Here is a 24,588-nt window from a genome sequence, read left to right as displayed (position 1 = left end):
CCGTGACGTCCCGGGAGGGCGGGCACCGCGTTGAGCGTTATGACTCAGAGGCATATTTATACCTCTGAGTCATAACCCTCTCCGGCGCGTCCGCCGCCGGTCGCGGCACACCGGCTCGGAGGTGCGGCAGCGGCTCAGGCGGTCGACACCGCCAGCAGGGTGCGGCGGTGGTGAGCAGCCAGTTGGGGCTGCTGCGCCTCCGTCAGACCGGCATGGTGCGACGGCGGCGGCGTTCCGCGCGCCACCACTGTTGGATGAGCACCAGGCTGGCGATCAGGCCGAGGCTGGCCGGGGCGGCGGCGTACCAGTTGACGTGGCCGGGGGAGCTGACCGCCGCGCCGATCGCCGCGTAGCCGAAGGCGGTCGGCGCGGACGCGATCACGCTGCCGGCCAGGAACGGCAGCACCCGGGCGCCGGTCGTGCCGTAGCCGTAGCTGACCAGGCCGAAGCCGGCGATCGGCAGCAGCCGGACGGTGACCACACCGAGCACGCTCTGCCGGGCGAACCAGCCGTCGAGGCGGGCCAGTCGACCGCGGACGCGTTCGGCCACGAACTCCCGACCGAGCAACCGGCCGACCGTGAACCCGATCGCCGCCGCCACCAGCGCGGCGCCCAGGGCGTACGCGGCGCCCTCCAGCGGGCCGAAGATCGCACCTGCGGCGAGCGTGATGAAGGTCCGGGGCACCAGCGCCACCAGCAGCAGCGCACCACCGAGGATCGCCGCCACCGGGGCGAGATCGCCCAGCCGGTCGGCGACCAGCGGCAACTGCGCCGGATCCGGCCGGGGCACCAGCAGCAGCAGTAACCCGCACCCGCCGATCAGCAGCACGAGCAGGGCGAACCGGACGGCCGACGGCTGCCGGAGCAGCCGCCGGACGGCACGGATCATGCCCGGGCGGCGGCCACCGCGGAGCGGCGCTCGTTGCGGAGCCGGTCCGACCAGGTGTCGTCCAACGGCGGGAGCTGGTGTGCGCCGGTGGCCCAGCGCAGCAGCAGGTCGGCCAGGGCCGGGTTGCGAGCCAGCGCCGGCCCGTGCGAGTAGGTGCCCAGCAGCTTGCCCCGCCACGCGCCCTCGGTGGCGCCGTCGTTGCCCACGCCGGCGGTGACCCGGGCCAGCGGGGAGACCTCCGGACCGAGGTGGGTGCGGCCGCCGTGGTTCTCGAAACCGGTCAGCGGGGGCAGGCCCAGCCGGGGGTCGATCTCACCGGCCAGCTCGCCCACGGCCCGGCTCTCGCCCCGGTCGGACCGCAGGTCGAGCAGCTCCAGCCCGCGGCACTGCACACCCTTGGCGAAGAACGAGGTGCCGAGCAGCTGGTAGCCGGCGCAGACGCCGAACACCACCGAGCCCTGCGCGACGGCGCGGTGCAGGCCGCCGTCGGCCAGCAGCCGCTGTGCGCCGAGCGCCTGCGGGCCGTCCTCGCCGCCACCGACCAGGTAGATGTCGGCGGTCGCGGGCAGTCGCTCGTCGGAGCGGACCTCCAGCACCTCGACCGGCATCCCCCGCTGACGGGCCCGCCGGGCGAGGATCAGGGCGTTGCCCCGGTCGCCGTAGGTGGAGAGCAGGTCGGGGTAGATCCAGACGATGCGCAGACTCTCAGATGACACGGTCCAACTCCGCTCGGATGTCCTGGAACGCGGTGTAGTTCGCGATGACCTCCAGCCGCCCGGGCGGGACCGACCGGAGGGCGTCGTCGAACGTGCGGACGTGCTGGAACGGCACGTCGTTGACGTCCAGTCGAACCGCCAGGTCGTACGCCCGGTCGCCGGTGATCAACACCTGCCGGCCGCGCAGCGGGGCGAAGTCGACGTCGTAGAGCCAGGAGGTGTCCAGACCGTCGGGGTCGCGCGCGTTGATGGAGAGCAGGGTCGGCGCGTCGTCGGCCATGTCGAACGCCTCCAGCCAACTGGCCGGGTTCTTGGCCAGCAGCAGCCGGATGTTGCGCCCGTCCTTGTCGACCTGGGCGTAGCGGCCGGCCACCGAGGTGACGATGCCGAGGCGGGACACCGCGTCGACCGGGCGGACGCCGAACTCGGCGGCCACCGCCAGCGCGGTCGCCGCGTTACCGAGGTTGACCTTGCCGGGCAGTTGGAGCGAGACCTTGTGCCAGGCGCCGGTGGGGTCGAGGACGCCCTCGTCCTCGACGACCCAGTGCGGCTCCGGTCGGCGTAGCGGGCATCCGGTGCACCACCACTGCTCGCCCGAGCGCTGGATGGTGGAGCCGCACTCCGGGCAGACCCAGGAGTCGTCGTGCCAGCGTTGGCCGGCACTGAACCACGTCACGTGCGGCGGGTTGATGCCCCGGGCGGGGTCGCCCGGTGGGGTGGCTGCCCACACGACCAGCGGATCGTCGGCGTTGGCCACCACCCGTACGTCGGTGTGCCGGACCAGCGCCGCGCGCCAGAGCTGCGCCATCATGGCGACCTCCTTGGCGCGGTCGAGCTGGTCGCGGGAGAGGTTGAGCAGCGCGACCACGTGCGGCTCGGTCGCCTCCAGCACCTGCGCCAGGTAGTGCTCGTCGACCTCCAGCACCGCGTACGGGGTGCTGCCGGCCTTGGCCAGCGCCGAGGTGTGCCCGCTGGGCATGTTGGCGCCGAACGAGTTGGTGGCGACCCGGCCGAGCACGCCGACCGCGGCGGAGGTCAGTCGGGTGGTGGTGGTCTTGCCGTTGGTGCCGGAGACGAGCGCGATCGCGCGCCCGGCCGACAGGTGGGCCAGCAGGTCCGGGTCGATCTTCAGGCCGATCCACCCGCCGATCACTGAACCGTCGCCACGGCCGGCCGCCCGGGAGAGCGCCGCGGCGGTCCGTGACACGGAGCTGGCCACCTTGGCCCGTAGGGGCATTTTCGCGTCCGTCACGCGAGCGAGGTTACCGGACCGCCGGCCCCACCAGATCGCCGCCGACGGTGAACCGTTCGGCCGTGGTGGCTGCGCCGGCGGCCGGGTCCGCGTCCCCCGGACGGAGTCGATCTATGTCGGAAAGCGGACCACGCCGAGGGGTGGTCGGAGCCCTCCACTCCGCTCCACCCCTTGTGACGTGCAGTTTTGCTCTCGGGTCAGGCACGCCACGCGGGCGAATTTGGTTGCGGGTGGAGGGAAGTGGAGTAGAGTGGGGACCAATGGTGAGGCCGGGAGGGCTCACCGGCCCGGGGGGTCAGCGGCGCCGCGAACGCCGCTCAAGGGCGAGGGGGTTGGGCCGATGTTCCTCGGCACCCACACTCCGCGCCTGGACGAAAAGGGCCGGTTGATCCTTCCGGCCAAGTTCCGGGATGAGCTGGCGGGGGGTGTCGTGGTCACCAAAGGGCAGGAGCGCTGCCTCTACGTCTTCCCGACCCCTGAGTTCCAGCGGATCGCGGAGCAGTTGCGCGCGCAGCCGATGACCCACAAGGCGGCCCGGGCCTACAGCCGGGTCTTCTTTGCCAGCGCGCACGACGAGGTTCCGGACAAGCAGGGTCGGGTGACCATCCCGGCTCACCTGCGGGCCTATGCCGCGCTGGATCGCGAGCTGGTGGTGATCGGCGCGAGCACGCGGGTGGAGATCTGGGACAAGGTCGCCTGGGAGACCTACCTCGCCGAGAGCGAAGACGACTTCGCCGACATCGAGGAGGGGGTGCTGCCCGGCGGTCTGTAGGGCGGTAACGGCGCCCGACGTACTGCGAGATCTCCAGCCGCTTTCGAGTTCCTGGCATCACTTCCCCGGTGCCAGGCGCACGATCCAGTCATTGGGCGACGGTCCGGTGTCAGGCGGGAGCGGATGGGGATCTGGCGGTACGACGGCAGCGCCGTCCGACGACAGGCGCACGAGAAGAACGGACGTTTCAACCAGTGGGGGTCATCATGGGGGAGTTGCGCGGCACGCACGTGCCGGTGCTGCTCGAGCGGTGTCTCGAGCTGCTGGCCCCCGCGCTGGGTCGAGGCGGCCGGACGGTCTACGTCGACGCGACGCTCGGTCTCGCCGGGCATGCGGAGGCGGTGCTCGAGGCGCATCCGGAGACGGTCCTGATCGGGCTCGACCGGGACACCGAGGCGCTCGCTCACGCGCGGGTCCGGCTGGCCCGGTTCGCCGATCGGATGCACCTGGAGCACGCCGTCTACGACGAGTTGCCGGACGTGCTGGACCGGCTGGGCTATCCGACCATCGACGGCATCCTGTTCGACCTGGGTGTCTCGTCGTTGCAGTTGGACGCGCCCGACCGAGGGTTCGCGTACGCCCAGGACGCGCCGTTGGACATGCGGATGGACCAGACCCGGGGGGTGACCGCCGAAGAGGTGGTCAACACGTACGCCCATCCGGACCTGGCCCGGGTGCTGCGGGTCTACGGCGAGGAGAAGTTCGCCGGTCGGATCGCCTCGGCGATCATCCGGCAGCGGGAGCGGGCCCGGATCACCTCGTCCGCGCTGCTGGCGGAGCTGGTTCGGGACTCCATCCCGGCACCAGCCCGACGAACGGGTGGGCACCCGGCAAAGAGAACGTTTCAGGCTTTACGGATCGAGGTAAACAGAGAGCTGGCAGCGCTGGAGACAGCGTTGCCATCCGCACTCGACGCACTGACCGTGGGCGGTCGCATGGTGGTCCTGTCCTACCACTCGCTGGAGGACAGGCTCACCAAGGCGGCCCTCACGGACCGGGTCCGCAGTAAGGGCCCGATTGACCTCCCGGTCGAGCTCCCCGGGTCCGGTCCGACGTTCCGGCTGCTCAGCCGGGGCGCCGAACTGCCGGGGGAGGCGGAGGTCGCCGCGAACCCGCGGGCCGCCTCGGTGCGGCTGCGGGCCGCGGAGCGACTCGACCCGAACGCGACAGAACAGGGGCGGACCGACCGCGAACGGTCTCGCCGACGGGTGAAGGGAATGCACCAACCGGGCACGGGGTCCGCCTGATCCGTGGGGGGTCAGGGGCACCGGGACGGCTACAGGGACGGACGTTGAGGGGGAGGGACATGAGCATTGACAAGCGCGACCGCCGGGACGTCACCGGCGGCGGGCAGCGCGCACCGCGGTCGGGGGGCCGGACCGCGGCGGAGCGGGCTCCGCGCCTCGGAAACGGTACGCCACGCATCGATCGAACGAATCGGCAGGGGGAGACTCGCGCCCGGGGGGCGCGCGAGTTCCCGACTCAGGGCACCGCCGCGCTGCGACCGGTCGAGAAGGCCGCCAGCGCGACCAGCGCCCGGCCGCCGCGGCTGCGGGTGGCGCCGCCGCCGCCGATCTCGGTGCCGCGTGCGCCGTTCGCGGCGCTGATCGTGGTGCTGGTGGTCGGCGGGGTGCTGGGCATCCTGGCGGTCAACACCAAGATCAATGAGAACGCGTTCCGGCTGGAGCGGTTGCAGCAGCAGCAGGCTCGACTGGACCTGGAGAAGCAGCAACTGGACAAGCAGATCGCCGACGCCGAGGCGCCGGGCAACCTGACCGCCGAGGCGCGGCGGCTGGGCCTGGTCGACGCTGGCGAGCCGGGCTACATCCGGCTGCCGGACGGCAAGACCATCGGTGTGCCGCAGCCGGCGAACGGCCAGCCGTCGGTGACCAGCCAGGGTGCGGGAGGCTGACCGGTGCCACCAAGGTCGGACGAGCCGCGCCGGGACCCTACGGGGTCCCGGCGCGGTTCTGCACGTGATGCCGGGCCCGCCGACGGCGAGCCGCGCACCGGCGAGCCGGGCATCGGGGGCATCTCCGGCGCCCGGGCGTACACCCCGAGGGGTCGGACCGTCCGGGAGGAGCGCGGTACGCCGGCGCGCGGTCAGGGCGCCGAGCAGCGGCGTACGCCGCGCAGCACCCGGTCCGGTGACCCGTTCCGGCCGGCGTTGCAGGTGCTCGACGGCGGTCGGGCCGCCGCCCGGGCCGGCCGGCGCGACGCTCCGGCGGCCGGACGCGGTGGGGTGGTGCGCACCGTCGCGCCGCGTACCCCCCGTGGCCCGGGTGGGGACGAGCCGCCGCCGCGTCGCCGGACCACGCCACGCGCGCCGCGGCGCACCGACCGACCGGCGGCCCGGCGGCCGTCGCGCAAGCCACGACGCCCGCCGAAGCTGGCCGACTCGCGGCTGCGGCTGCGGCTGGGCACCGTGCTCGCCCTGACGCTCTTCGCCACCATCGGGATCCGGCTGATCTTCCTCCAGACGGTCGACGCCCCGGCGTACGCCGGGGGTGGCATCATCGACCGGCTCCGCACCGTCGAGCTGCCGGCGCCGCGGGGCGCGATCTACGACAGCACCGGCGCGCCGCTGGCCCGCAGTGTCGAGGCGCGGTACGTGTACGCCGACCCGACCGAGGTGAAGGACTCGGCCGCCGTCGCCAAGGCGCTCTCCCCGCTGCTCGGCATCCCGGTGTCGAAGCTCGTGGAGCTGATGAAGCCCCGCAAGCTGGAGGACGGCAAGGCGTCCCGATTCGTGTACCTGGCACGGGGAGTGGAGATCGCCACCGCCAAGCGGGTGCAGGCGCTCGAACTCCTCGGCATCGGGGTGCACCGCGACGAGCGCCGTGAGGTGCCCGGCGGTGACCTGGCGGCCAACCTGATCGGCTTCACCAGCCAGGACATGGTCGGGTTGGAAGGGCTGGAGGCCCGCTACGACGACGTGCTCGCCGGTCAGGACGGCAAACGGGTGTACGAGGCCGGCCTCGGCGACCTCGCCGCGCCCATCCCGGGCGGCTACAGCCGGACCACGCTCGCCAAGCCGGGCAGTTCGCTCGCCCTCACCGTCAACCGCGACCTGCAGTTCCGGACGCAGCAGATCCTCAGCGCGGGCATGGCCCAGGCGCCGGGCGGCACCGGCGCCGCAGTGGTCATCGAGATTCCCTCCGGCGCGGTGCTGGCCCAGGCCAGCAACCCCACCTACGACGCGGCGAAGCCGGTGCCCAGCGACCCGGTCGCCCGGGAGGACGCCGCGACCAGCTTCGTGGTCGACCCCGGCTCGGTGCACAAGGCGATCACCTACGGCGCGGCGTTGCAGGAGGGGGTGATCACGCCGGACACCACGTTGCCGATCGCCAACAGCATCAAGATGGGCGACACCTGGTTCTCCGACACGCACCCGGCCGACGGCAAGCGGATGAGCGTGCCGGGAATGCTCGCCTACTCGTCGAACGTCGGCACGATCACCATCGCCGAGCGGCTCGGTCGGGACCGGTTGATCGACTACCAGAAGCGGTTCGGGCTGGGTAAGCCCACCGGCGAGGGGATGCCCGGGGAGGCGAGCGGGCGACTGCTGCCGGCCGACGAGTGGAGCGGGTCGTCGCGTGGGTCGGTGCCGATCGGGCACAGCGTCGATGCCACCCCGTTGCAGATGGCCGCCGCGTACGCCGCCATCGCCAACAACGGCACGTACGTGCAGCCGCACCTGGTCAAGGAGGTGATCGGGCCGGACGGCAAGCGCACCCCCGCGCCGGCCCCGGTGACCCGGTCGGTGCTCAGCCCGCAGAACGCCGCGGCCCTGCGCACCATGCTGGAGGCGGTCACCACCGTCGACCACGCCACCGGCCTGACCGCCGCGGTCCCCGGTTACCGGGTCGCCGGCAAGACCGGCACCGGGTGGCGGCTGGTGAACGGCAAGAAGCAGCCCGGTGAGGTGTCCTCGTTCATCGGGATGGCCCCCGCCGAGAACCCCCGCTACGTGATCGCCGTCTTCGTCTACGCGCCCAACGGAGGGGGCGCGGCGATCGCCAATCCGGCGTTCCGGGACATGATGCAGTTCACTCTGCGTCACTACCGGGTGCCGCCCTCCACCGGCGGATCCGCGCCCAAGTTCGTGGTCTATCCGCGCTGAGCAGCAACGGCGGGACATCATCGGTGAGTGCCGACGAACCACCGGGGCGGCTGTGCGGCCGGAACCGGACGACCGGGTAGGGTCTGACGCCGTGCCCGGCAATCCACGTCCACGTACCGTGACCGGAGTCCGGCTCGGTGATCTCGCCGTCCGGCTCGCCGTCGACCTTCCGGCGGACGCCGCCGCGGTGGTCGTCTCCGGGGTCACCCACGCCAGCCAGGAGGTTCGCCCCGGCGACCTGTACGCGGCGCTGCCCGGTGCCCGTCGGCACGGCGCGGAGTTCGCCGCCGGCGCCGTCGAGGCGGGTGCGGTGGCGCTGCTGACCGACCCGGCCGGCGCGGAGTTGGCGGCGGGAACCGGCCTGCCCACCCTGGTGGTGCCCGACCCGCGCGCCGTGCTCGGCGAGCTGGCCTCGGCCGTGTACGGCGACCCGACCGCCGATCTCACGGTGATCGGGGTGACCGGCACCGCGGGCAAGACGTCCACCGCGTACCTGATCGAGTCGGGGCTGCGGGCCGCCGGGCACACCACCGGGCTGGTCGGGACGGTGGAGACCCGGCTCGGCGATCTGGTGATCGACAGTGTCCGGACCACCCCCGAGGCGACGGACCTGCACGCCATGCTGGCCACCGCCCGCGAGCGCGGGGTCACCGCTGTGGTCATGGAGGTCTCCAGCCACGCGCTGGCCATGGGCCGGGTGGGCGGTGTGCGGTTCGCCGTCGGCGGTTACACCAACTTCGGCTCCGACCACCTGGACTTCCACGCCGACAGCGACGACTACTTCGCCGCGAAGGCCCAGCTCTTCGACGGGCGCTGCGCGGTCGAGGTGCTCAACCACGACGACCCGGCGTTGAAGCCGCTGCTCAAGCCGACCACCGTCACCTACTCGGCGGCCGGTGAGCAGGGCGCGACCTGGTGGGCCGACGGTGTGGGTGGCGAGGGGTACGCACAGCGGTTCACCGCGCACGGCCCGAACGGCGTGGCAGTGTCCGCCGGTGTCGCGCTGCCCGGCCGGCACAACGTGGCCAACGCGCTGCTGGCCATCGCCGCACTTGTCGGTGCCGGGGTGGACCCGGTGACCGCGGCGACCGGTGTGGCTGCCTGCGGGGGCGTTCCGGGCCGGCTGGAGCTGGTCGACGTGGCCGCGCCGGTGCGCGGGGTGGTCGACTACGCCCACAAGTCGGACGCGATCGTGGCCGCGCTGGCCGCGCTGCGCGAGTTGAGCGCCGGCCGACTGATCTGTGTGATCGGCGCCGGTGGAGACCGGGACCGGGGCAAGCGGCCGGTGATGGGCGCCGCCGCGGCGGAGGGAGCCGACGTGGTGCTGGTGACCGACGACAACCCGCGCACCGAGGACCCGGGGGAGATTCGCGCCGAGGTGCTGGCCGGGGCGTACCGGGCCGGCACGGCCGCTCGGATCATCGAGGTGGAGGGCCGCCGCGCCGCGATCGACGAGGCGGTGCGGCTGGCCGAGCCGGGCGACGTGATCGCGCTGCTCGGCAAGGGCCACGAACGCGGCCAGGAGGTGGCGGGCCAGGTGCTTCCGTTCGACGACAGCATCGAGTTGGCCGAGGCGCTGCGGGCCCGCTTCGGGGACCTGGCGGGTCAGCGGTGATCGCGCTGAGCCTGGCCGAGGTGGCCGCGGCGGTCGACGGGCGGCTGGTGGCCGCCGACCCGGCTGCCACCGTCACCGGATCGGTGGAGTTCGACTCGCGCAAGGTGGGACCCGGGTCGCTCTTCGTGGCCTTCCCGGGGGAGAAGGTCGACGGGCACGACTACGCGGCGACGGCGATCCAGGCCGGCGCGGTGGCGGTGCTCGGCAGCCGAGAGGTGCCCGGGGTGCCGATGGTGCTGGTCGACGACGCCCTGACCGCGATGGGCCGACTGGCCCGCGCGGCGGTGGACCGGCTGACCGGGCTGACCGTGATCGGCGTGACCGGCTCGTCCGGCAAGACCACCACGAAGGATCTGATCGGTCAGCTCACCGCCCGGCTCGGGGCCACGGTGGCGCCACCCGGCTCGTTCAACAACGAGCTGGGGCACCCGTACACCGCACTGCGGGCTGACGCGGACACCCGCTACCTGGTGATGGAGAAGGGCGCGCGCGGGGTCGGGCACGTGCGGTACCTGTGCGAGCTGGTCCCGCCCCGGATCTCCGTGGTGCTCAACGTCGGCACCTCGCACATCGGCGAGTTCGGCTCGCAGGACGCCATCGCCCTGGCCAAGGGCGAGCTGGTGGAGGCGCTGCCACCGGACGGGCTGGCCGTGCTGAACGCCGACGACCCCCGGGTGGACGCGATGGCGAGCCGCACGCAGGCCCGGGTGGTCCGCTACGGCGAGGCGCCCGACGCCGACGTGCGCGCCGAGGACGTCACGCTCGACGAGCGGGGGCACCCGTCGTACACCCTGGTCACCCCGGAGGGACGCGCGCCGGTGCGGCTCCGGCTGGCCGGCCGTCACCAGGTCGGGAACACGCTCGCGGCGGCGGCGGTCGCACGGGAGCTGGGCATGCCGCTGGCCGAGCTGGCCACGGCCCTCGGCGAGCTGGGGTTGGTCTCGACCCGACGGATGGACGTCTTCGACCGCCCCGACGGGGTGACCGTGATCGACGACTCGTACAACGCCAACCCGGCCTCGATGGCGGTAGCGGTGCGGGCGCTGGCGAGCATGGGCCAGGGGCGGCGTACCGTCGCGGTGCTTGGTTACATGGCCGAGCTGGGCCCGTTCGAGTACGACGGCCACGCCGAGGTCGGCCAACTCGCGGCCGAGCTGGGTGTCGACCGGCTGCTCGTGGTGGGTGAGCCGGCCGCGCCGATCCACGAAGGCGCGACAGCGGTAGCAAACTGGGGAGGAGAGTCGGTGCTGCTCACCGATCAGGCGGCGGCCGTCGAGGTGCTGCGGAGCGAGCTACGACCGGGTGACGTCGTCCTGGTCAAGGGCTCCCGGTACCGGACCTGGGAGGTGGCCGACGCCCTGCGCGCCGACGCCGGTGGGGAGTCGACCCGATGAGGGCGGTCATCGTCGCCATCGGGGTGGCCTTCCTCGTCTCGCTCTTCTGCACCCCGATCGCGATCAAGGTGTTCACCCGGCTCAAGGCCGGTCAGCCGATCCGGTCCGACGGCCCCGCCATGCACCAGGGCAAGAAGGGCACGCCCACGATGGGTGGCGTGGTCTTCATCCTGGCCACGGTGATCGCGTACGTGGCCGGGCACCTCGCCCTGACCACCCTGCCGGACCAGCAGATCGCCCAGGTGGAGCCGACCATCACGGCGCTGGTGCTGCTGGGGCTGATGGTCTTCTCCGGCGCTGTGGGTTTCCTCGACGACTTCCTCAAGGTGCGCAAGCGCAACAGCGCCGGGCTGAACAAGCGCGGCAAGTTGCTCGGCCAGATCCTGGTCGGTGCGGTCTTCGGGGTGATCGCGCTGTGGTTCCCGAGCACGATGACGAACGGCTCGGGCCTGGCGACCAACACCGAGACGGTGGGCAGCACCACGCTGAGCTTCATCCGGGACATCGACTTCCTGGAGGTCAGCAAGGTCGGCGCGGTGATCATCTTCATCTTCGTGGTGATGGCCGCGACGAACGGCGTCAACCTGACCGACGGTCTGGACGGTCTGGCCACCGGCGCGTCGGTGATGGTGCTCGCCGCGTACGCGCTGATCGCGTTCTGGCAGTACCGGCACTGGTGCGCCGACCCGAACTACACCCAGCCGTACTGCTACGAGGTCCGTGACCCGTTGGAGATCGCGCTGATCGCCGGGGCGGCGGCCGGGGCCTGTGTGGGCTTCCTCTGGTGGAACACCTCCCCGGCGCGGATCTTCATGGGCGACACGGGCGCGCTGGGGCTGGGCGGTCTGATCGCCGGCATGGCGATGTCCACCCGCACCATCCTCCTGCTGCCGATCATCGGTGGGCTCTTCGTGATCATCACGATGTCCGTGGTGATCCAGATCATCTCCTTCAAGACCACCGGTAAACGGGTGTTCCGAATGTCTCCGCTTCAGCACCACTTCGAGCTGGCCGGCTGGAGCGAGGTCAACATCGTGGTGCGCTTCTGGATCATCGCCGGCATCGGCGTGGCCATCGCCCTGGGCCTGTTCTACAGCGAGTTCCTCGCCAACATGACCTGATCCGCAGGGCCGACACGCCCGAGGGGGCGTTCTGGGGGTCTCGGGCGTGTTTAGCGGTGATGATGTCGGGGTGGGGGAGGACATCGGCACTGAGGGCAGGGCAGGCGGGCGGGCGCGGCGGTCGCCGCGCGCGTCGGGGCGTACCGCGGAGGCGGTTGCGCCTACCGACGACGCGCGGGGGCCGGAGCCGGGCGCGGCGGCGCGTGCGGCGGAACCAGCGGCGCCCGTGCCGCTGCGCGGTATCGACGGCGCCGGCGGGCTCGCCGCGCTGCGCGGCCTGCTGGACCGGCCGCTGACCTCGTACTACCTGCTGCTGTCCTGCGCCGGCCTGCTGCTGCTGATCGGCCTGACCATGGTCTTCTCGGCGACCAGCGTGAAGGACTACGCCGAGGACGGCAACGCCTCGGCCTCGGTGACCAAGCAGGCCATCTTCGCGGTGATCGGCATCGGCGCGTTCTGGGTCTGCCAGCGCCTGCCCGCCAGCACCTACCGGTCGCTGGGCCGGCCGCTGCTGTTCACCTCGATCGCCCTGCTGGTGGTACTCAACCTGCTGGTCGCCTACGCCCGGCTGACCAATCAGCGGTCGGCCGCGTTCGGCCCGATCGAGGCGCGGCTGAACTGGCTGTTCGTCGGCGGCATCCAGCTACAGCCGTCCGAGCTGGCCAAGTTCGCGATGGTGCTCTGGGGTGCGCACATCGTCGCCCGCAAGGGCGCCGCGCTGGGTTGGTGGCGTGAGCTGGCCACCCCGCTCTTCCCGGTGGTCGGCCTGCTCTTCGTCCTGGTCGGTTACAACGACACCGGCACGATGCTCTGTCTGCTGGCCCTGGTCGTGGGCCTGCTCTGGGCCGCCGGGGTGCGGATGCGGGTCTTCGGCGCTCTGGCCACCGCCGGTCTGGTCGGGATCGGCCTGCTCGTGGCGGTGGCCTCGCTGGGCGCCGGCTCCGGCGAGCGCGGCGCGGACAACTACCGCCTCGCCCGGCTGGACATGTTCTTCAATCCGCCGGACCCGGAGACCTGCAAACTCAACGACTGCCTCCAGTTCTACCAGGGGCGGCTGGCCATCGAGCACGGTGGCTGGTTCGGTGTCGGGCTGGGCAAGGGCAGCCTGAAGTGGGACTGGCTGCCCGAGGCGCACAACGACTTCATCTTCGCGATCATCGCCGAGGAGTTGGGCGTGATCGGGTGCGTTGTGGTGCTCAGTCTCTTCGCGGTCCTCGCGTACACCGGTTTCCGGATCGCCCGGCGGGTCGACGACCCGTTCCGCCGGCTGGCCGCCACCGCCGTGACCACCTGGCTGGTCAGCCAGGCGGTGATCAACATCGGTGGGGTGGTTGGGCTGCTGCCGATCACCGGTCTGCCGTTGCCGTTCATCTCCGACGGCGGAAGTGCCCTGGTGGTGACGTTGGCCGGCATCGGCATGCTGGCGTCCTTCGCCCGCGCCGAACCCGATGCGGCCAGAGCACTGCATGCCCGTCCGCCGGCCCGGTGGGTCCGACTACTCTGGGCCCCGTTGCCGCCGCTTCCCGGCCGGCGTCGCCGACCGGCGTCGCCGCCCGCTGGCCGAGGGTCCGTGCCCCGGTCCCGCGAGCGGCGCCATGACGATCAGGCCGCGCCGCGCGGGATCCGACAGGACCGGAGCCGCGGTGGTACGGCGAGCGAGAGGAGACGCTGATGGGTCCGCTGCGTTCGGTGGTGCTCGCGGGAGGTGGCACCGGGGGGCACGTCTACCCGCTGCTCGCCTTCGCCGACTGCCTGCGCCGACACGACCCGGGCGTCCGGATCACCTGCCTCGGCACACCCCGGGGCATGGAGAACGACCTGATCCCGCCGCAGGGCTACGACCTGCGGCAGATCCCGGCGTACCAGCTGCCCCGCTCGGTCAACATGAACCTGGTCCGCACCCCGGGCCGGATGTGGACCGCGGCGCGCGCCGCGGGCAAGGTGATCGACGAGGTGCGCGCCGAGGTGGTCGTCGGCTTCGGCGGGTACGTGTCGGTGCCGGCCTACCTGGCCGCGTGGCGTCGTGAGCTGCCCATGGTGATCCACGAGGTGAACGTGCCGCCGGGCGTGGCCAACAAGCTGGGCATGAAGTTCACCAAGAACGTGGCAGTCGGCTTTCCGAACCAGCCGAGCCAGGCCGAGTCGCTGCGGGACGCCACAGTCGTCGGTGTGCCGCTGCGCCGCAGCATCGCCGGTCTGGACCGGTACGCGCTGCGCAACGCCGCCCGCGCCCACTTCGGTCTCCGCCCGGACCTGCCGGTGCTCTTCGTGTCCGGCGGCTCGTCCGGCGCTCGCTCGATCAACCTGGCGGTCTCCGGGGCGGCCAAGGAGCTGGCCCGCAACGGCGTGCAGGTGCTGCACGTGATGGGCGCCCGCAACGAGCCGGTGCCGATCCCCACCGACCTGCCGGTGCCGTACGTGACGCTGCCGTACCTGTCCGAGATGGAGCTGGGCTACGCCGCGGCCGACCTGATGCTGGCCCGGGGCGGGGCGATGACCGTCGCCGAGGTGGCCGCGATCGGGCTGCCCACGATCTACGTGCCGTACCCGCACAGCAACCAGGAGCAGCGGCGCAACGCGCTGCCCGTGGTGGAGGCCGGCGGTGGGCTGCTGGTCGACGACGCGGAACTCACCCCGGACTGGCTGGAGCGCACCGTCATCCCCCTCATCCGCGACCCACAGCGGCTCTACAACATGGGTGCCGCCGCCGGTTCGTACGGCCGGCGCGACGGCGACGAGGCGCTGCGTTCCTTCGTGCTCGCGGCGGTGGCCCGATGACCGCGCAGTTCACCCCGGCCGGCACGCTCACCGCCGAGGACCTGGGCGCCGTCCACCTGATCGGAGTGGGTGGGGTGGGCATGCTCGGCGTGGCCCGGCTGCTGCTCACCCGCGGCATCCGGGTCTCCGGCAGCGACCTGCGGGAGTGGCCTTCGCTGGCCGGCCTGCGGGCGCTCGGCGGCACCATTCACCTCAGTCACGAGGTGACCAACCTCGACGGCGTGGACACCGTCGTCTACTCGTCGGCCATTCCTCAGGACCACCTGGAGCTGGTCGAGGCGCGTCGGCGTGGCCTGCGGGTGCTGCACCGCTCCGAGGCGCTCGCCGCGGCGATGACCGGCCGTCGGGCGGTGGCAGTCGCCGGCACGCACGGCAAGACCACCACCACCTCGATGGTGACGATGGTGCTCCAACAGGCCGGAGTGGACCCGTCCTTCGTGATCGGTGGGGAGATCTCCGAGGTCGGTTCGGGCGCCCACCACGGCACCGGCGAGCACTTCGTGGTCGAGGCGGACGAGAGCGACCGCTCGTTCCTCATCTACCGCCCGTACGTCTCGATCATCACGAACGTCGAGGCGGACCACCTGAACACCTACGGCGACTACGCGACGCTGGAGGCGGCGTTCGTGGAGTTCGCCCGCCTCACCGACCCGGACGGGTTCATCATCACCTGCGCCGACGACCCGGGCGGTCGGCGGTTGGCGGAGAGCCTGCGGTCGGAGGGACGGCGGGTGTTCACCTACGGCGAGTCCGCCGACGCCGACCTGCGGTTGACCGAGATGGTCTCCTCCGCGCGTGGGGTGCGCTACCTGGCCGCTATCGACGGCCGGTCGCTGGGCGAGTTCCGGCTGCCGGTGCCGGGGCGGCACATGGGGCTGAACAGCGCCGCCGCCGTGCTGGCCGCGTACCTGCTGGAACTGCCGTTGGAGGCGGCGGAGGCCGCGCTGGCGGTCTTCCCCGGGGTGCGACGGCGCTTCGAGCGCAAGGGTGTCGCGGACGGCGTGCTGGTCTACGACGAGTACGCCTACCACCCGACCTCGATGACGCTGGCGATGCAGACGTTGCGCGAGGTCGCCGGGGACGGGCGGCTGATCGTCGTCTTCCAGCCGTACCGGCTGTACCGCACCCGCGACAACCAGGCGGAGATCGCCGAGGCGCTGGCCATCGCGGACGAGGTGGTGCTCCTGGAGGTCTTCGGGCCGGGTGAGTTGCGTCAGCCCGGCGAGGGCTCGGCGGCGCTGATCGCGGCGGTGGATCTGCCCGCCGACCGCAAGGTCTTCGTGGAGTCGTGGGAGCAGGCCCCGATCGAGGTGGCCCGTCGCGCCCGCTCCGGTGACGTGGTGGTCACCATGGGCGCCCCGCCGATCTCGCTGATGGGCGACGAGCTGCTGGCGGCCCTGGGTGAGCGTACGGCCGGCTCGGCACCGACCGCGACCGTCGACCCGGTGGCCACCACCCCGGCGATCGGTGATCCGGTGCCGGGTGGGGCGACGTCCGGCGGCGACGGCGCGGCTCTCGGTGGCACCGCCGTGCCCGGCGGCTCGGCGCCCACGGCCGGATGAGTCCCGGCCCGGCCCGAGGGCGGACCAGCGCCGCCGACGGTGGCGCCCCGCGTCGCGGTCCGGCCCGGCGGTGGCAGTTGGTCCGGGCGGGCCGCGACGCGGTGCCGCCCTCGACCCGCCGGTTCATGGCCCGTGCCCGGCAGCGTCGCATGCGTGCGGCGCTGCCGTGGGCGGTGGCCGCCGGGGTGCTCGCCCTGGCCGGGCTGGTCGCCTGGACGGTGCTCGGTACCGGGCTTTTCGGTGTGCGGGAGGTCCGCGTGGAGGGTGCCGACCTGGTCACTCCGGTGCAGGTGCACGACGCGGTCGGGGTGCCGGACGGGGTGCCGCTGGCCCGGGTGGACCTGACCGCCGCCGCCCGTCGGGTCGGCGCGCTGCCGGCGGTGGAGCGGGCCACGGTCTCCCGGGACTGGCCCGGTGCGCTGGTGGTGCGGGTGACCGAGCGGACCGCGGTGGCGGTGGTGCCGCAGGGCGAGGTGTTCGCCCTGATCGACCGGAGCGGGGTGGCGTTCCGGACAGTGGAGCGACGCCCGGCCGACCTGCCACAGGTGACGGTGGCCCGGCCCGCCGCCGACGACCCGGGCACCCGGGCCGGGCTGGAGGTGCTCGTCGCGCTGACGCCGCAGCTGCGCGCGGAGCTGGTGGACGTGAACGTGGCGGGGCTGGCCCGGATCAGCCTGCGGTTGCGCGGCGACCGGACGGTGGTCTGGGGCGACGCGAGCCGGGGTACGGACAAGGCTCGGGTGGCCACCGCGCTGCTCGACGAGGACACCGACCGGATCGACGTGAGCGCGCCGGATGTGGTGACCTTTCGTTGACCGGTGAGCGTGCGCGGACGTGACCCGTGGCGCTCCGCGCGGCGACACGCCGCCCGGGTCCTTGGCTCATCGCGCGGTGGCGCTTACGTTGCCTCGAAGAGCTTCAGTGGTTGACATAACTGTAAGCCTCTAGTAGAGGGTTAGGGTTCACCCCCTGATCCTCGTTGGTGACAGCTGTCGTCGGCCGCTGGTCTGGCCACGCCGTAACCGGTCGGCCGAAGCCAATCTCGAAGGAAAGGACCGGAGATGACACCTCCGCACAACTACCTGGCGGTCATCAAGGTCGTCGGCATCGGGGGTGGCGGCGTCAACGCCGTCAACCGGATGATCGAGGTTGGGCTCAAGGGCGTCGAGTTCATCGCGATCAACACCGATGCGCAGGCGCTGCTGATGAGCGACGCCGACGTCAAGCTCGACGTCGGCCGGGAGCTGACCCGTGGCCTGGGGGCCGGGGCCAACCCGGACGTCGGGAAGAACGCCGCCGAGGACCACCGCGACGAGATCGAGGAGGTGCTCAAGGGCGCCGACATGGTCTTCGTGACCTGCGGCGAGGGTGGCGGTACCGGCACCGGCGGCGCGCCCGTGGTGGCCAACATCGCCCGCAAGCTCGGCGCGCTGACCATCGGCGTCGTGACCCGGCCGTTCTCCTTCGAGGGCAAGCGCCGCCAGGTGCAGGCCGAGACGGGGATAGACGAGCTCCGCAACCAGTGCGACACGCTGATCGTCATCCCGAACGACCGGCTGCTGGCCCTGGGCGACCGCAACATCAGCATGATGGACGCGTTCCGCACGGCCGACCAGGTGCTGCTCTCGGGTGTGCAGGGCATCACCGACCTGATCACCACCCCGGGTCTGATCAACCTGGACTTCGCCGACGTCAAGAGCGTGATGAGCGGCGCCGGCAGCGCGTTGATGGGCATCGGCAGCGCCCGCGGCGAGAACCGCGCGGTCGAGGCGGCCGAGGCGGCCATCTCCAGCCCGCTGCTGGAGCAGAGCATGGACGGCGCGCGGGGCGTGTTGCTCTCCATCGCCGGCGGCTCCGACCTGGGCCTGTTCGAGATCAATGACGCCGCCCAGCTGGTCACCGACGCGGCCCACCCGGACGCCAACATCATCTTCGGCGCGGTCATCGACGACGCGCTCGGTGACGAGGTGCGGGTGACGGTCATCGCGGCGGGCTTCGACGGCGGCACGCCCGCTTACAAGGCGGCCGAGCCGACCCGCAAGACCAACACCAACCAGCCGGCACCGCAGAGCACCCCGGCGCCGGCACCGGCCACCAACCCGGCGCCGGCCCAGTCCCCGCGTCGCGTGCTCTTCGACGACGTGGACGTTCCCGACTTCCTCAAGAACGGGTCCTGAGCACCGCCGATGACCGACAGCTCAGCCACGGTACGACCAGATCGGCAGGCCGAACTCGCGGCCGGTCTGGCCCAGGTTCGGACCCGGATCGATGACGCCTGCGCGCAGGCCGGCCGGGACCGTGCCGAGGTCACGATGATCGCGGTGACCAAGACCTACCCGGCCAGCGACGTGTTGGCGCTGGCCGGGCTCGGGGTGACCGACATGGGGGAGAACCGCGACCAGGAGGCAGCCGGCAAGGCCGCCGAGGTGGCTGCCGCCGGGGTGCGTCCCCGCTGGCACTTCATCGGCCAGTTGCAGCGCAACAAGGCCCGCTCGGTGGTCCGCTACGCCGACGTGGTGCACTCCGTCGACAGTGTCCGGCTGGCCCGGGCGTTGGCCACCGCAACCGCCGACCGGCAGGAGCCGCTCGACGCCCTGGTCCAGGTGAGCATCGACGGCGACGCAGCCCGGGGCGGAGCGCTGCCCGGTTCGGCGGATCCGGCCGCCGGTCTGGAGCCGGTGGCCGAGGCGGTGGCCGACGCGCCGGGGTTGCGTCTGGTCGGCCTCATGGCGGTCGCCCCGCTGGGGTGGGAGCCGGAGCGGGCGTTCGCCCGGCTCGCGGAGGTCGCCGACGCGTTCAGGGCTGTCCATCCGGGAGCCACCGCGCTGTCCGCCGGTATGAGCGGAGATTTCGAAATCGCGATCCGTTACGGCGCGACACATGTCCGCGTCGGTAGCGCGTTGCTCGGAATGCGTCCCACGCTGCGGTAGCCTGACCGCGAGACAAGCAAATTACATCAGTGTTGTTTCAGGGGCGGGCGTCTCCTAGTCGGGGGTCGTGGCGCGCGACGCGAATCGCGCGCCGGGGGATTGCCGTTCCGGTCCGATGGGCATGGTTGTCCACTCGCGACGGGCGACATGGCACGGGGGCGCGTGCCGCACGGCGGACGGAAGGGCGCGGGATGGGTGCACTGCGCAAGGCGGGGGTCTGGCTCGGTCTGGTCGAAGAAGACGACGAGCGGGCCTACGACGACGGTGGCTACGACAAGGGTGGCTACCGCGACTCGCGTTACCGGCAGAGCCGGTACGCCGAGGAGTTCGCCGACGACGACGAGGACGACGCCGAGGAGCCGCCGGCTCCCCGGCCGCGCGACAGCGGGCGGGGTCGACTCTCCGAGCGGTCGAGCGGGCGGTTGAGCGAGTCCGAGCGCGGTGACGGCGAGCGGCCGGAGCGGATCGAGCGGTCCAGCGTCCGGTCGATCACCCGGTCGTCGGCGGGCGAGACCTCCGGTGCGTTGACCTACCACACGCGGGACAACCTGGCCCTCGCGCCGCAGGTCACGTCGCGCGAGCGGGCCCTGCCCGAGGAGGAGCAGCGTTACCAGATCACCACGCTGCACCCCACCACCTACCGGGAGGCGCGCACCATCGGTGAGCACTTCCGCGACGGCGTCCCGGTGATCATCAATCTCACCGAGATGGATGAGGCCGATGCCCGCCGTCTGGTGGACTTCGCCGCCGGACTGGCGTTCGGGCTGCGCGGTACGATCGAGCGCGTGACCAATCGGGTGTTCCTGCTCTCACCGGCTAACGTCCAGGTCACCGCAGAGGACAAAGCCAAGATCGCTGAGGGCGGCTTTTTCAGTCTGAGTTGATCCCGCCCGACCCGAGGGACGTCGCTGACCGTGTTGTCGATCTTACTGCAAGTGTTGTACCTGATCCTTTATGTCTTCCTGCTCCTTCTTCTGTCCCGGTTCGTGTTGAGCGCCGTCCTGCAGTACGGCCGTCGCTGGCAACCGGGGCGTGGAGCATCGGCAGGATTGGAATCCGTGTGGAGCGTCACTGATCCCCCTCTCAACGCGTTGAGGCGTGTGATCCCTCCGCTGCGAATTGGTACCGTGAGCATCGACCTGGCCTCCCTTGTGCTCCTGGTTATCCTGTTCGTGCTGATGGAGTTCGTGTTAGGGCCGTCGATCAGGGCATCTGCCTGATGACCGACGCGCTTTCGCGGCCGCAACTGACCCGAGGAGTTTCGATGCCGCTGACCCCGGCCGACGTCCACAACGTCGCCTTCAAAAAGCCGCCGATCGGCAAACGGGGGTATGACGAGGAGGAGGTCGACGCCTTCCTCGATGAGGTCGAGCGCGAGCTCGCCCGTCTCATCGAGGAGAACAATGAGCTGCGCGCCCAGGTGGAGCGCGGCGGCCGTGGCGGTGCCCCCGCCGGCCCCGGCGGCGACGCCCGACTGGCGGCGGAGCTCAACGATGTCAAGGCCCAACTGGACCGGGTGCAGCGCGACAAGTCGGCGGCCGAGCAGGCTGCCCGCGCGATGCAGGCCGAGCTGGAGCAGGTCCGCGCGACCGGCGGCCCGGCCGGCGGCGTCACCGGTGACGGTGAGCAGCAGGCCCTGCGCGTGCTGATGATGGCCCAGCGCACCGCCGACGACCACGTGTCCGACGCTCGCCGCGAGGCCGACCAGCTGTTGTCCGAGGCTCGCAGCAAGGCCGAGGAGGTGACCCGGGAGGCGCGCGCCAAGGCTGACGCCCTTGAGCGGGACGCCCGCCAGCGGCACCAGGAGGCCATGGGCGGCCTGGACGCCAAGCGCACGGCGCTGCAGAAGCACATCGAGGAGCTCAAGCAGTTCGAGCGCGAGTACCGCACCCGGCTCAAGGCGTACCTGGAGAGCCAGCTGCGTGACCTCGACGGTCGTGGCCAGGGCCTCGAGGCCGAGATGACCCGCTCCGAAGCCGGCCGGGTCGCCGGCGGCAACGGGCTGGCCGCAGCGGGTCTCGCTGGTTCGTACGGCGGCGGCGGGCGCTCCGGCGCCCTCGAAGCCGGACGCTGAGCACCGGCCGGCGATCGCTGTCCGCCAATGGTGACGGTCGCCGGCCAGGCCTGGACGGTTCGACGCGGCGGGGGTGAGCCGTGATAGTCGCAAGTCTTCTGCTCATCCTCGTCGCGGTGGTGCTACTGGTGCTCGGCCTGGCCGGTGGCTCCAGCTTCTTGTTGGTCATCTCCATCGCGGCCAGTCTGCTGGCCGCCGTGGCGTTGGTGGTGGGCGCCCGCCAGGCAGCCGCCAACCGCGCCATGGCGGATCCCGGCCGGACCGACCGGCGGCACCCCGACGCGCCCCACACGGCCAGCCAGGCCACACCGGGTGTCGCGTACGGGCCGCCGCTGGTCGAGCCGGAGGTGCCGGTCCAGCACGTGCCCACGACGTTTGGTACCGGCGGCACCGGGTGGCGGCAACCACCCGAGCCGCCGGTCGACCATGCGCCGTCGGTCGATGAGGCGTCGCCGGTCGACCCGCCGCACGTCGATGCCGCGTCGCCGTTGGTGGGTGCGGCGGACGAGGCGCCCGCGCGGGCCCGGCCGGTCAGCCCGGCGTCGCCGATCGCGGCGTCGACCGACGACGTGTTCGACCCGGCGGTCGCGGCGGTCGACGAGCCGGCCATCCAGCAGATCACGGCCGCCGAGGCGGCCCGGGTGGCCCGACTGCTCGACGCCGTCGAGGTCGTCGACGGCCGCCCCCGCTACCACCTCGACGGCTGCCCCCACCTGATCGGCTGGCAGCCCGAGACGTTGCCGGTCGCCGAGGCCGTGGAACTCGGTTTCACCCCGTGCGCGCACTGCGCGCCGGCGACTGCTCTCCTCGCCGACGCCCGGCCGATCTGAAGCGGCGCCGGTGCCCGCGCAGGACACGCTCACCGTGGCGGTACGGGTGAAGCCCGGCGCCTCCCGGGACCGGGTGGGTGGCCGCTTCGACGGCCCGCACGGGCCTGCCCTCGTGATCGCGGTCCACGACCCGGCCGTCGACGGTCGGGCCACCGAGGCCGCCCGCCGCGCGTTGGCCGGCGCGTTGGGTGTCCGACCGGCCGCGGTGTCACTGCGTGCCGGCGCGGCCAGCCGGGACAAGCTCTTCCTCGTCGATCGGCCCGGCCCGGAGTTGCCCGGGGTGCTGCGCCGCCTGCGCGACGGATCCGCCGAGTGAGGACAGCCCAGGCAAGGCAGCCGTGACGCCCGGGTTGGATATCGCGCTGCTGCTCGGTGCGGCCGTGCTGCTGGTAGCTGTCGGCGCGGTGCGACTCTCCACCCGGCTCGGTGTGCCCAGCCTCCTGGTCTACCTGGCTCTGGGTGTGGCGATCGGCGAGAGCGGGCTGGGCATCCGTTTCGACGACGTCGAGCTGACCCGAACCCTCGGCTTCTGCGCGCTGATCGTGATCATCGCCGAGGGTGGCCTCACCGCCCGGTGGACCACGCTGCGCCCGGTGCTCGGGCTGGCATCCGCGCTCTCCACGGTCGGCGTGATCGTCAGCATCGTGGTGGTCGGCGTGGCCGTGCACCTGCTGCTGGGGCTGGACTGGCGGTTGGCGCTGCTCTACGGCGCGGTGCTCTCGTCCACCGACGCGGCGGCCGTCTTCGCCACCCTGCGCCGACTGCGGTTGCCGCCCCGGCTGGTGGCGACCCTGGAGGCCGAGTCGGGGATGAACGACGCCCCGGTGGTGCTGCTGGTGGTGCTGCTGTCCCATCGGGGTTTCGCGCACCCGTGGTGGTACGAGGTCGCGCTGGTCTGTTACGAGCTGGGCGTCGGCGCGGGGGTGGGCGTGGCCGCGGGCGTCGCCGGCACCTGGGCGTTGCGCCGGGCGGCGCTGCCCTCGGCCGGGCTCTACCCGATCGCCGCGGTGGGCATCACCGTGCTGGCGTACGCCGCGGGTGCCGTTCTGCACGCCTCGGGCTTCCTCGCCGTCTATGTGGCCGGGGTGTTGCTGGGCAACGCCCGCCTGTCGCACCGGCAGGCGATTCTCGGCTTCGCGGACGGGCTGGCCTGGCTCGCCCAGATCGGGTTGTTCGTGCTGCTCGGGCTGCTGGCCTCGCCGGGCCGGCTGGACGCGGCGGTGCTGCCCGCGGTGGTCGCCGGGCTGGCTCTGGTGCTCCTGGCCCGGCCGTTGTCGGTGGCCGTCTCGGCGTTGCCGTTCCGGGTCGGCCTTCGAGAACAGGCGTTCCTGTCCTGGGCCGGGCTGCGCGGGGCGGTGCCGATCGTGCTGGCCACCATTCCGCTCTCCGAGCGGGTGCCCGGCGCGGAGCGGCTCTTCGACGTGGTCTTCGTGCTGGTGGTGATCTTCACGTTGGTGCAGACCGGGACGCTGGGGCCGTTCGCCCGCCGGTTGCGGGTGACCGCGCCGGCCGAGGCCGCCGAGATCCACGTGGAGACCGCCCCGCTGGAGCGAATGCGGGCGGACCTGCTCCAGGTGGAGGTGCCACCGGGCTCACGACTGGCCGGCGTGCACGTCGACGAGCTGCGCCTTCCACTGGGCGCGTCGGTGACCCTGGTGCTGCGCGACGGCGTGGGTTTCGTGCCGGCACCGGACACCCGGTTGAAGACCGGCGACAGTCTGCTGATCGTGGCGACCGCCGGGGTGCGGGACGCGGCGGAACGGCGGTTGCGGGCGGTCAGTCGGCGGGGTCGTCTGGCCCGATGGTTTGGTGAGTACGGGGATGAGGTGCCCGACTGATCTGCTAGCGTTCCCTTTGCCCCAGTTAGGCAGGGCTAGGGGCTCTTAGACGGTGCGACGGTGCGGCACGTTGTCGGACGCCTGTACGTTCCGTATTCTTGCCAACCTCCGGAGTGCGCGGCCATCGTCGCCGTGCGCCCCTTTTCGTACATAGGGGACGCCTTGGTCGGCGCCCCCTGACCCAGGCGCCGCGGACCGCGCGGTTCCCCGGCCGAGGGAGCGACCCATGGCGAAGCCATCCGACACCAGGACCGCCGGGCGCAAGCCGGCGGCGAAGGCCACCCGCAGCACGGCGGAGACCGAGAAGATCCGGGCGGCGCTGGCGGCGCGTCGGGACGAGCTTCGTGCCGAGTACGATCAGACGCTGAGTGAGATCACCGAGCTGCAGCGCGATCGGCTGACCGACTCGGCCGGGGACGACCAGGCCGACACGGGCACCAAGACGCTCGAGCGGGAGCAGGAGATCTCTCTCGCCAACAGCATTCTGGAACGGATCACGCAGGTGGAGCGCGCTCTGGAGCGCCTCGACGAGGGTGGTTACGGCTGGTGCGAGCGGTGCGGCAACCCGATCCCGGTCGAGCGCCTCGCCGCCTTCCCGTCGGCCACCCTGTGTGTGACGTGCAAGCAGCTGGAGGAGCGGCGCTGAGGTCCGTTCCCCGGCGGCGACGAGACGGTGAGCGATCACCGCCAAGAC

General features: G+C 72.2%; 22 protein-coding genes and 1 pseudogene. 20 read left to right on the top strand and 3 right to left on the bottom strand.

Annotated features, from left to right (window positions below; genetic code table 11):
- Positions 1-202 precede the first annotated feature (202 nt).
- The 3 genes from ABTW72_RS21365 to ABTW72_RS21355 are packed head-to-tail and all read right to left on the bottom strand — an operon-like array spanning position 203 to position 2,842.
- Positions 203-889: a TVP38/TMEM64 family protein gene (locus tag ABTW72_RS21365; RefSeq protein WP_350861228.1), complete on the bottom strand. Its 687-nt coding sequence runs from the start codon at positions 887-889 to the stop codon at positions 203-205.
- Entirely contained in the window at positions 886-1,605 is a 720-nt protein-coding gene (locus ABTW72_RS21360) for a type 1 glutamine amidotransferase (RefSeq protein WP_091407683.1), read from the bottom strand. Before ABTW72_RS21360 ends, ABTW72_RS21365 begins: the two co-directional genes overlap by 4 nt.
- Entirely contained in the window at positions 1,595-2,842 is a 1,248-nt protein-coding gene (locus tag ABTW72_RS21355; RefSeq protein ID WP_091407686.1) for a MurT ligase domain-containing protein, read from the bottom strand. Before ABTW72_RS21355 ends, ABTW72_RS21360 begins: the two co-directional genes overlap by 11 nt.
- A gap of 355 nt (positions 2,843-3,197) precedes the next feature.
- Between ABTW72_RS21355 and mraZ the strand changes: the two genes are divergently transcribed.
- The 20 genes and pseudogenes from mraZ to ABTW72_RS21255 all read left to right on the top strand — a co-directional run bounded on the left by mraZ (position 3,198) and on the right by ABTW72_RS21255 (position 24,540).
- Positions 3,198-3,629: a division/cell wall cluster transcriptional repressor MraZ gene (mraZ, locus tag ABTW72_RS21350; protein ID WP_030488958.1), complete on the top strand. Its 432-nt coding sequence runs from the start codon at positions 3,198-3,200 to the stop codon at positions 3,627-3,629.
- A gap of 206 nt (positions 3,630-3,835) precedes the next feature.
- Positions 3,836-4,946, top strand: a pseudogene (rsmH, locus tag ABTW72_RS21345) (16S rRNA (cytosine(1402)-N(4))-methyltransferase RsmH).
- Positions 4,936-5,541 (top strand): cell division protein FtsL, encoded by a 606-nt coding sequence (ftsL, locus tag ABTW72_RS21340; RefSeq protein WP_112676743.1) that lies wholly within the window; start codon positions 4,936-4,938, stop codon positions 5,539-5,541. Before rsmH ends, ftsL begins: the two are co-directional and overlap by 11 nt.
- 3 nt (positions 5,542-5,544) lie before the next feature.
- Complete coding sequence (locus ABTW72_RS21335) at positions 5,545-7,752, top strand: peptidoglycan D,D-transpeptidase FtsI family protein (protein ID WP_350861226.1); 2,208 nt, start codon at positions 5,545-5,547, stop codon at positions 7,750-7,752.
- 52 nt (positions 7,753-7,804) lie between these two features.
- Positions 7,805-9,367 carry a UDP-N-acetylmuramoyl-L-alanyl-D-glutamate--2,6-diaminopimelate ligase gene (locus ABTW72_RS21330; protein ID WP_350861224.1) on the top strand — a complete coding sequence of 521 codons (1,563 nt, stop codon included), beginning with the start codon at positions 7,805-7,807 and terminating at the stop codon, positions 9,365-9,367.
- A complete protein-coding gene (locus ABTW72_RS21325) occupies positions 9,364-10,761 on the top strand; it encodes a UDP-N-acetylmuramoyl-tripeptide--D-alanyl-D-alanine ligase (protein ID WP_350861222.1) in 1,398 nt (465 codons plus the stop codon). Before ABTW72_RS21330 ends, ABTW72_RS21325 begins: the two co-directional genes overlap by 4 nt.
- Positions 10,758-11,882, top strand: a complete 1,125-nt coding sequence (gene mraY, locus ABTW72_RS21320; RefSeq protein ID WP_030334519.1) for a phospho-N-acetylmuramoyl-pentapeptide-transferase — start codon at positions 10,758-10,760, stop codon at positions 11,880-11,882. Before ABTW72_RS21325 ends, mraY begins: the two co-directional genes overlap by 4 nt.
- Positions 11,883-12,108: 226 nt before the next feature.
- On the top strand, positions 12,109-13,554 hold the full coding sequence (locus ABTW72_RS21315; RefSeq protein WP_350861220.1) for an FtsW/RodA/SpoVE family cell cycle protein: 1,446 nt from the start codon (positions 12,109-12,111) through the stop codon (positions 13,552-13,554).
- Entirely contained in the window at positions 13,554-14,660 is a 1,107-nt protein-coding gene (gene murG / locus ABTW72_RS21310) for an undecaprenyldiphospho-muramoylpentapeptide beta-N-acetylglucosaminyltransferase (RefSeq protein WP_091407701.1), read from the top strand. Before ABTW72_RS21315 ends, murG begins: the two co-directional genes overlap by 1 nt.
- The gene (gene murC / locus ABTW72_RS21305) at positions 14,657-16,222 is read left to right on the top strand and encodes a UDP-N-acetylmuramate--L-alanine ligase (RefSeq protein WP_350861218.1); all 1,566 of its coding nucleotides are present in this window, start codon (positions 14,657-14,659) and stop codon (positions 16,220-16,222) included. The genes murG and murC overlap by 4 nt, the downstream gene beginning before the upstream one ends.
- Positions 16,219-17,037, top strand: a complete 819-nt coding sequence (locus tag ABTW72_RS21300; RefSeq protein ID WP_350861216.1) for a cell division protein FtsQ/DivIB — start codon at positions 16,219-16,221, stop codon at positions 17,035-17,037. The genes murC and ABTW72_RS21300 overlap by 4 nt, the downstream gene beginning before the upstream one ends.
- Before the next feature lie 246 nt (positions 17,038-17,283).
- A complete protein-coding gene (gene ftsZ, locus ABTW72_RS21295) occupies positions 17,284-18,399 on the top strand; it encodes a cell division protein FtsZ (RefSeq protein ID WP_091407710.1) in 1,116 nt (371 codons plus the stop codon).
- A 9-nt stretch (positions 18,400-18,408) separates the two neighbouring features.
- On the top strand, positions 18,409-19,152 hold the full coding sequence (locus tag ABTW72_RS21290) for a YggS family pyridoxal phosphate-dependent enzyme (protein ID WP_350861214.1): 744 nt from the start codon (positions 18,409-18,411) through the stop codon (positions 19,150-19,152).
- 191 nt (positions 19,153-19,343) lie between these two features.
- Complete coding sequence (locus tag ABTW72_RS21285) at positions 19,344-20,036, top strand: cell division protein SepF (protein ID WP_238667380.1); 693 nt, start codon at positions 19,344-19,346, stop codon at positions 20,034-20,036.
- A 30-nt stretch (positions 20,037-20,066) separates the two neighbouring features.
- Positions 20,067-20,372 (top strand): YggT family protein, encoded by a 306-nt coding sequence (locus ABTW72_RS21280; protein WP_030334503.1) that lies wholly within the window; start codon positions 20,067-20,069, stop codon positions 20,370-20,372.
- 44 nt (positions 20,373-20,416) lie between these two features.
- Positions 20,417-21,226 carry a DivIVA domain-containing protein gene (locus ABTW72_RS21275; protein ID WP_036411965.1) on the top strand — a complete coding sequence of 270 codons (810 nt, stop codon included), beginning with the start codon at positions 20,417-20,419 and terminating at the stop codon, positions 21,224-21,226.
- Between the two features lie 80 nt (positions 21,227-21,306).
- A complete protein-coding gene (locus tag ABTW72_RS21270; RefSeq protein WP_350861211.1) occupies positions 21,307-22,056 on the top strand; it encodes a hypothetical protein in 750 nt (249 codons plus the stop codon).
- A 10-nt stretch (positions 22,057-22,066) separates the two neighbouring features.
- On the top strand, positions 22,067-22,372 hold the full coding sequence (locus ABTW72_RS21265; RefSeq protein ID WP_350861209.1) for a DUF167 domain-containing protein: 306 nt from the start codon (positions 22,067-22,069) through the stop codon (positions 22,370-22,372).
- A 22-nt stretch (positions 22,373-22,394) separates the two neighbouring features.
- Positions 22,395-23,894, top strand: coding sequence for a potassium/proton antiporter (locus ABTW72_RS21260; RefSeq protein WP_350861207.1), 1,500 nt, complete (start codon positions 22,395-22,397; stop codon positions 23,892-23,894).
- 226 nt (positions 23,895-24,120) lie between these two features.
- On the top strand, positions 24,121-24,540 hold the full coding sequence (locus ABTW72_RS21255; protein ID WP_124854350.1) for a TraR/DksA family transcriptional regulator: 420 nt from the start codon (positions 24,121-24,123) through the stop codon (positions 24,538-24,540).
- The last annotated feature ends 48 nt before the right edge of the window (positions 24,541-24,588 follow it).

The organism is Micromonospora sp. NPDC127501 (genome assembly GCF_040302185.1).
GTDB lineage: Bacteria > Actinomycetota > Actinomycetes > Mycobacteriales > Micromonosporaceae > Micromonospora.
Note: the sequence above shows the minus strand (reverse complement) of the source record. Positions and strands in the feature narration are given on the sequence as shown.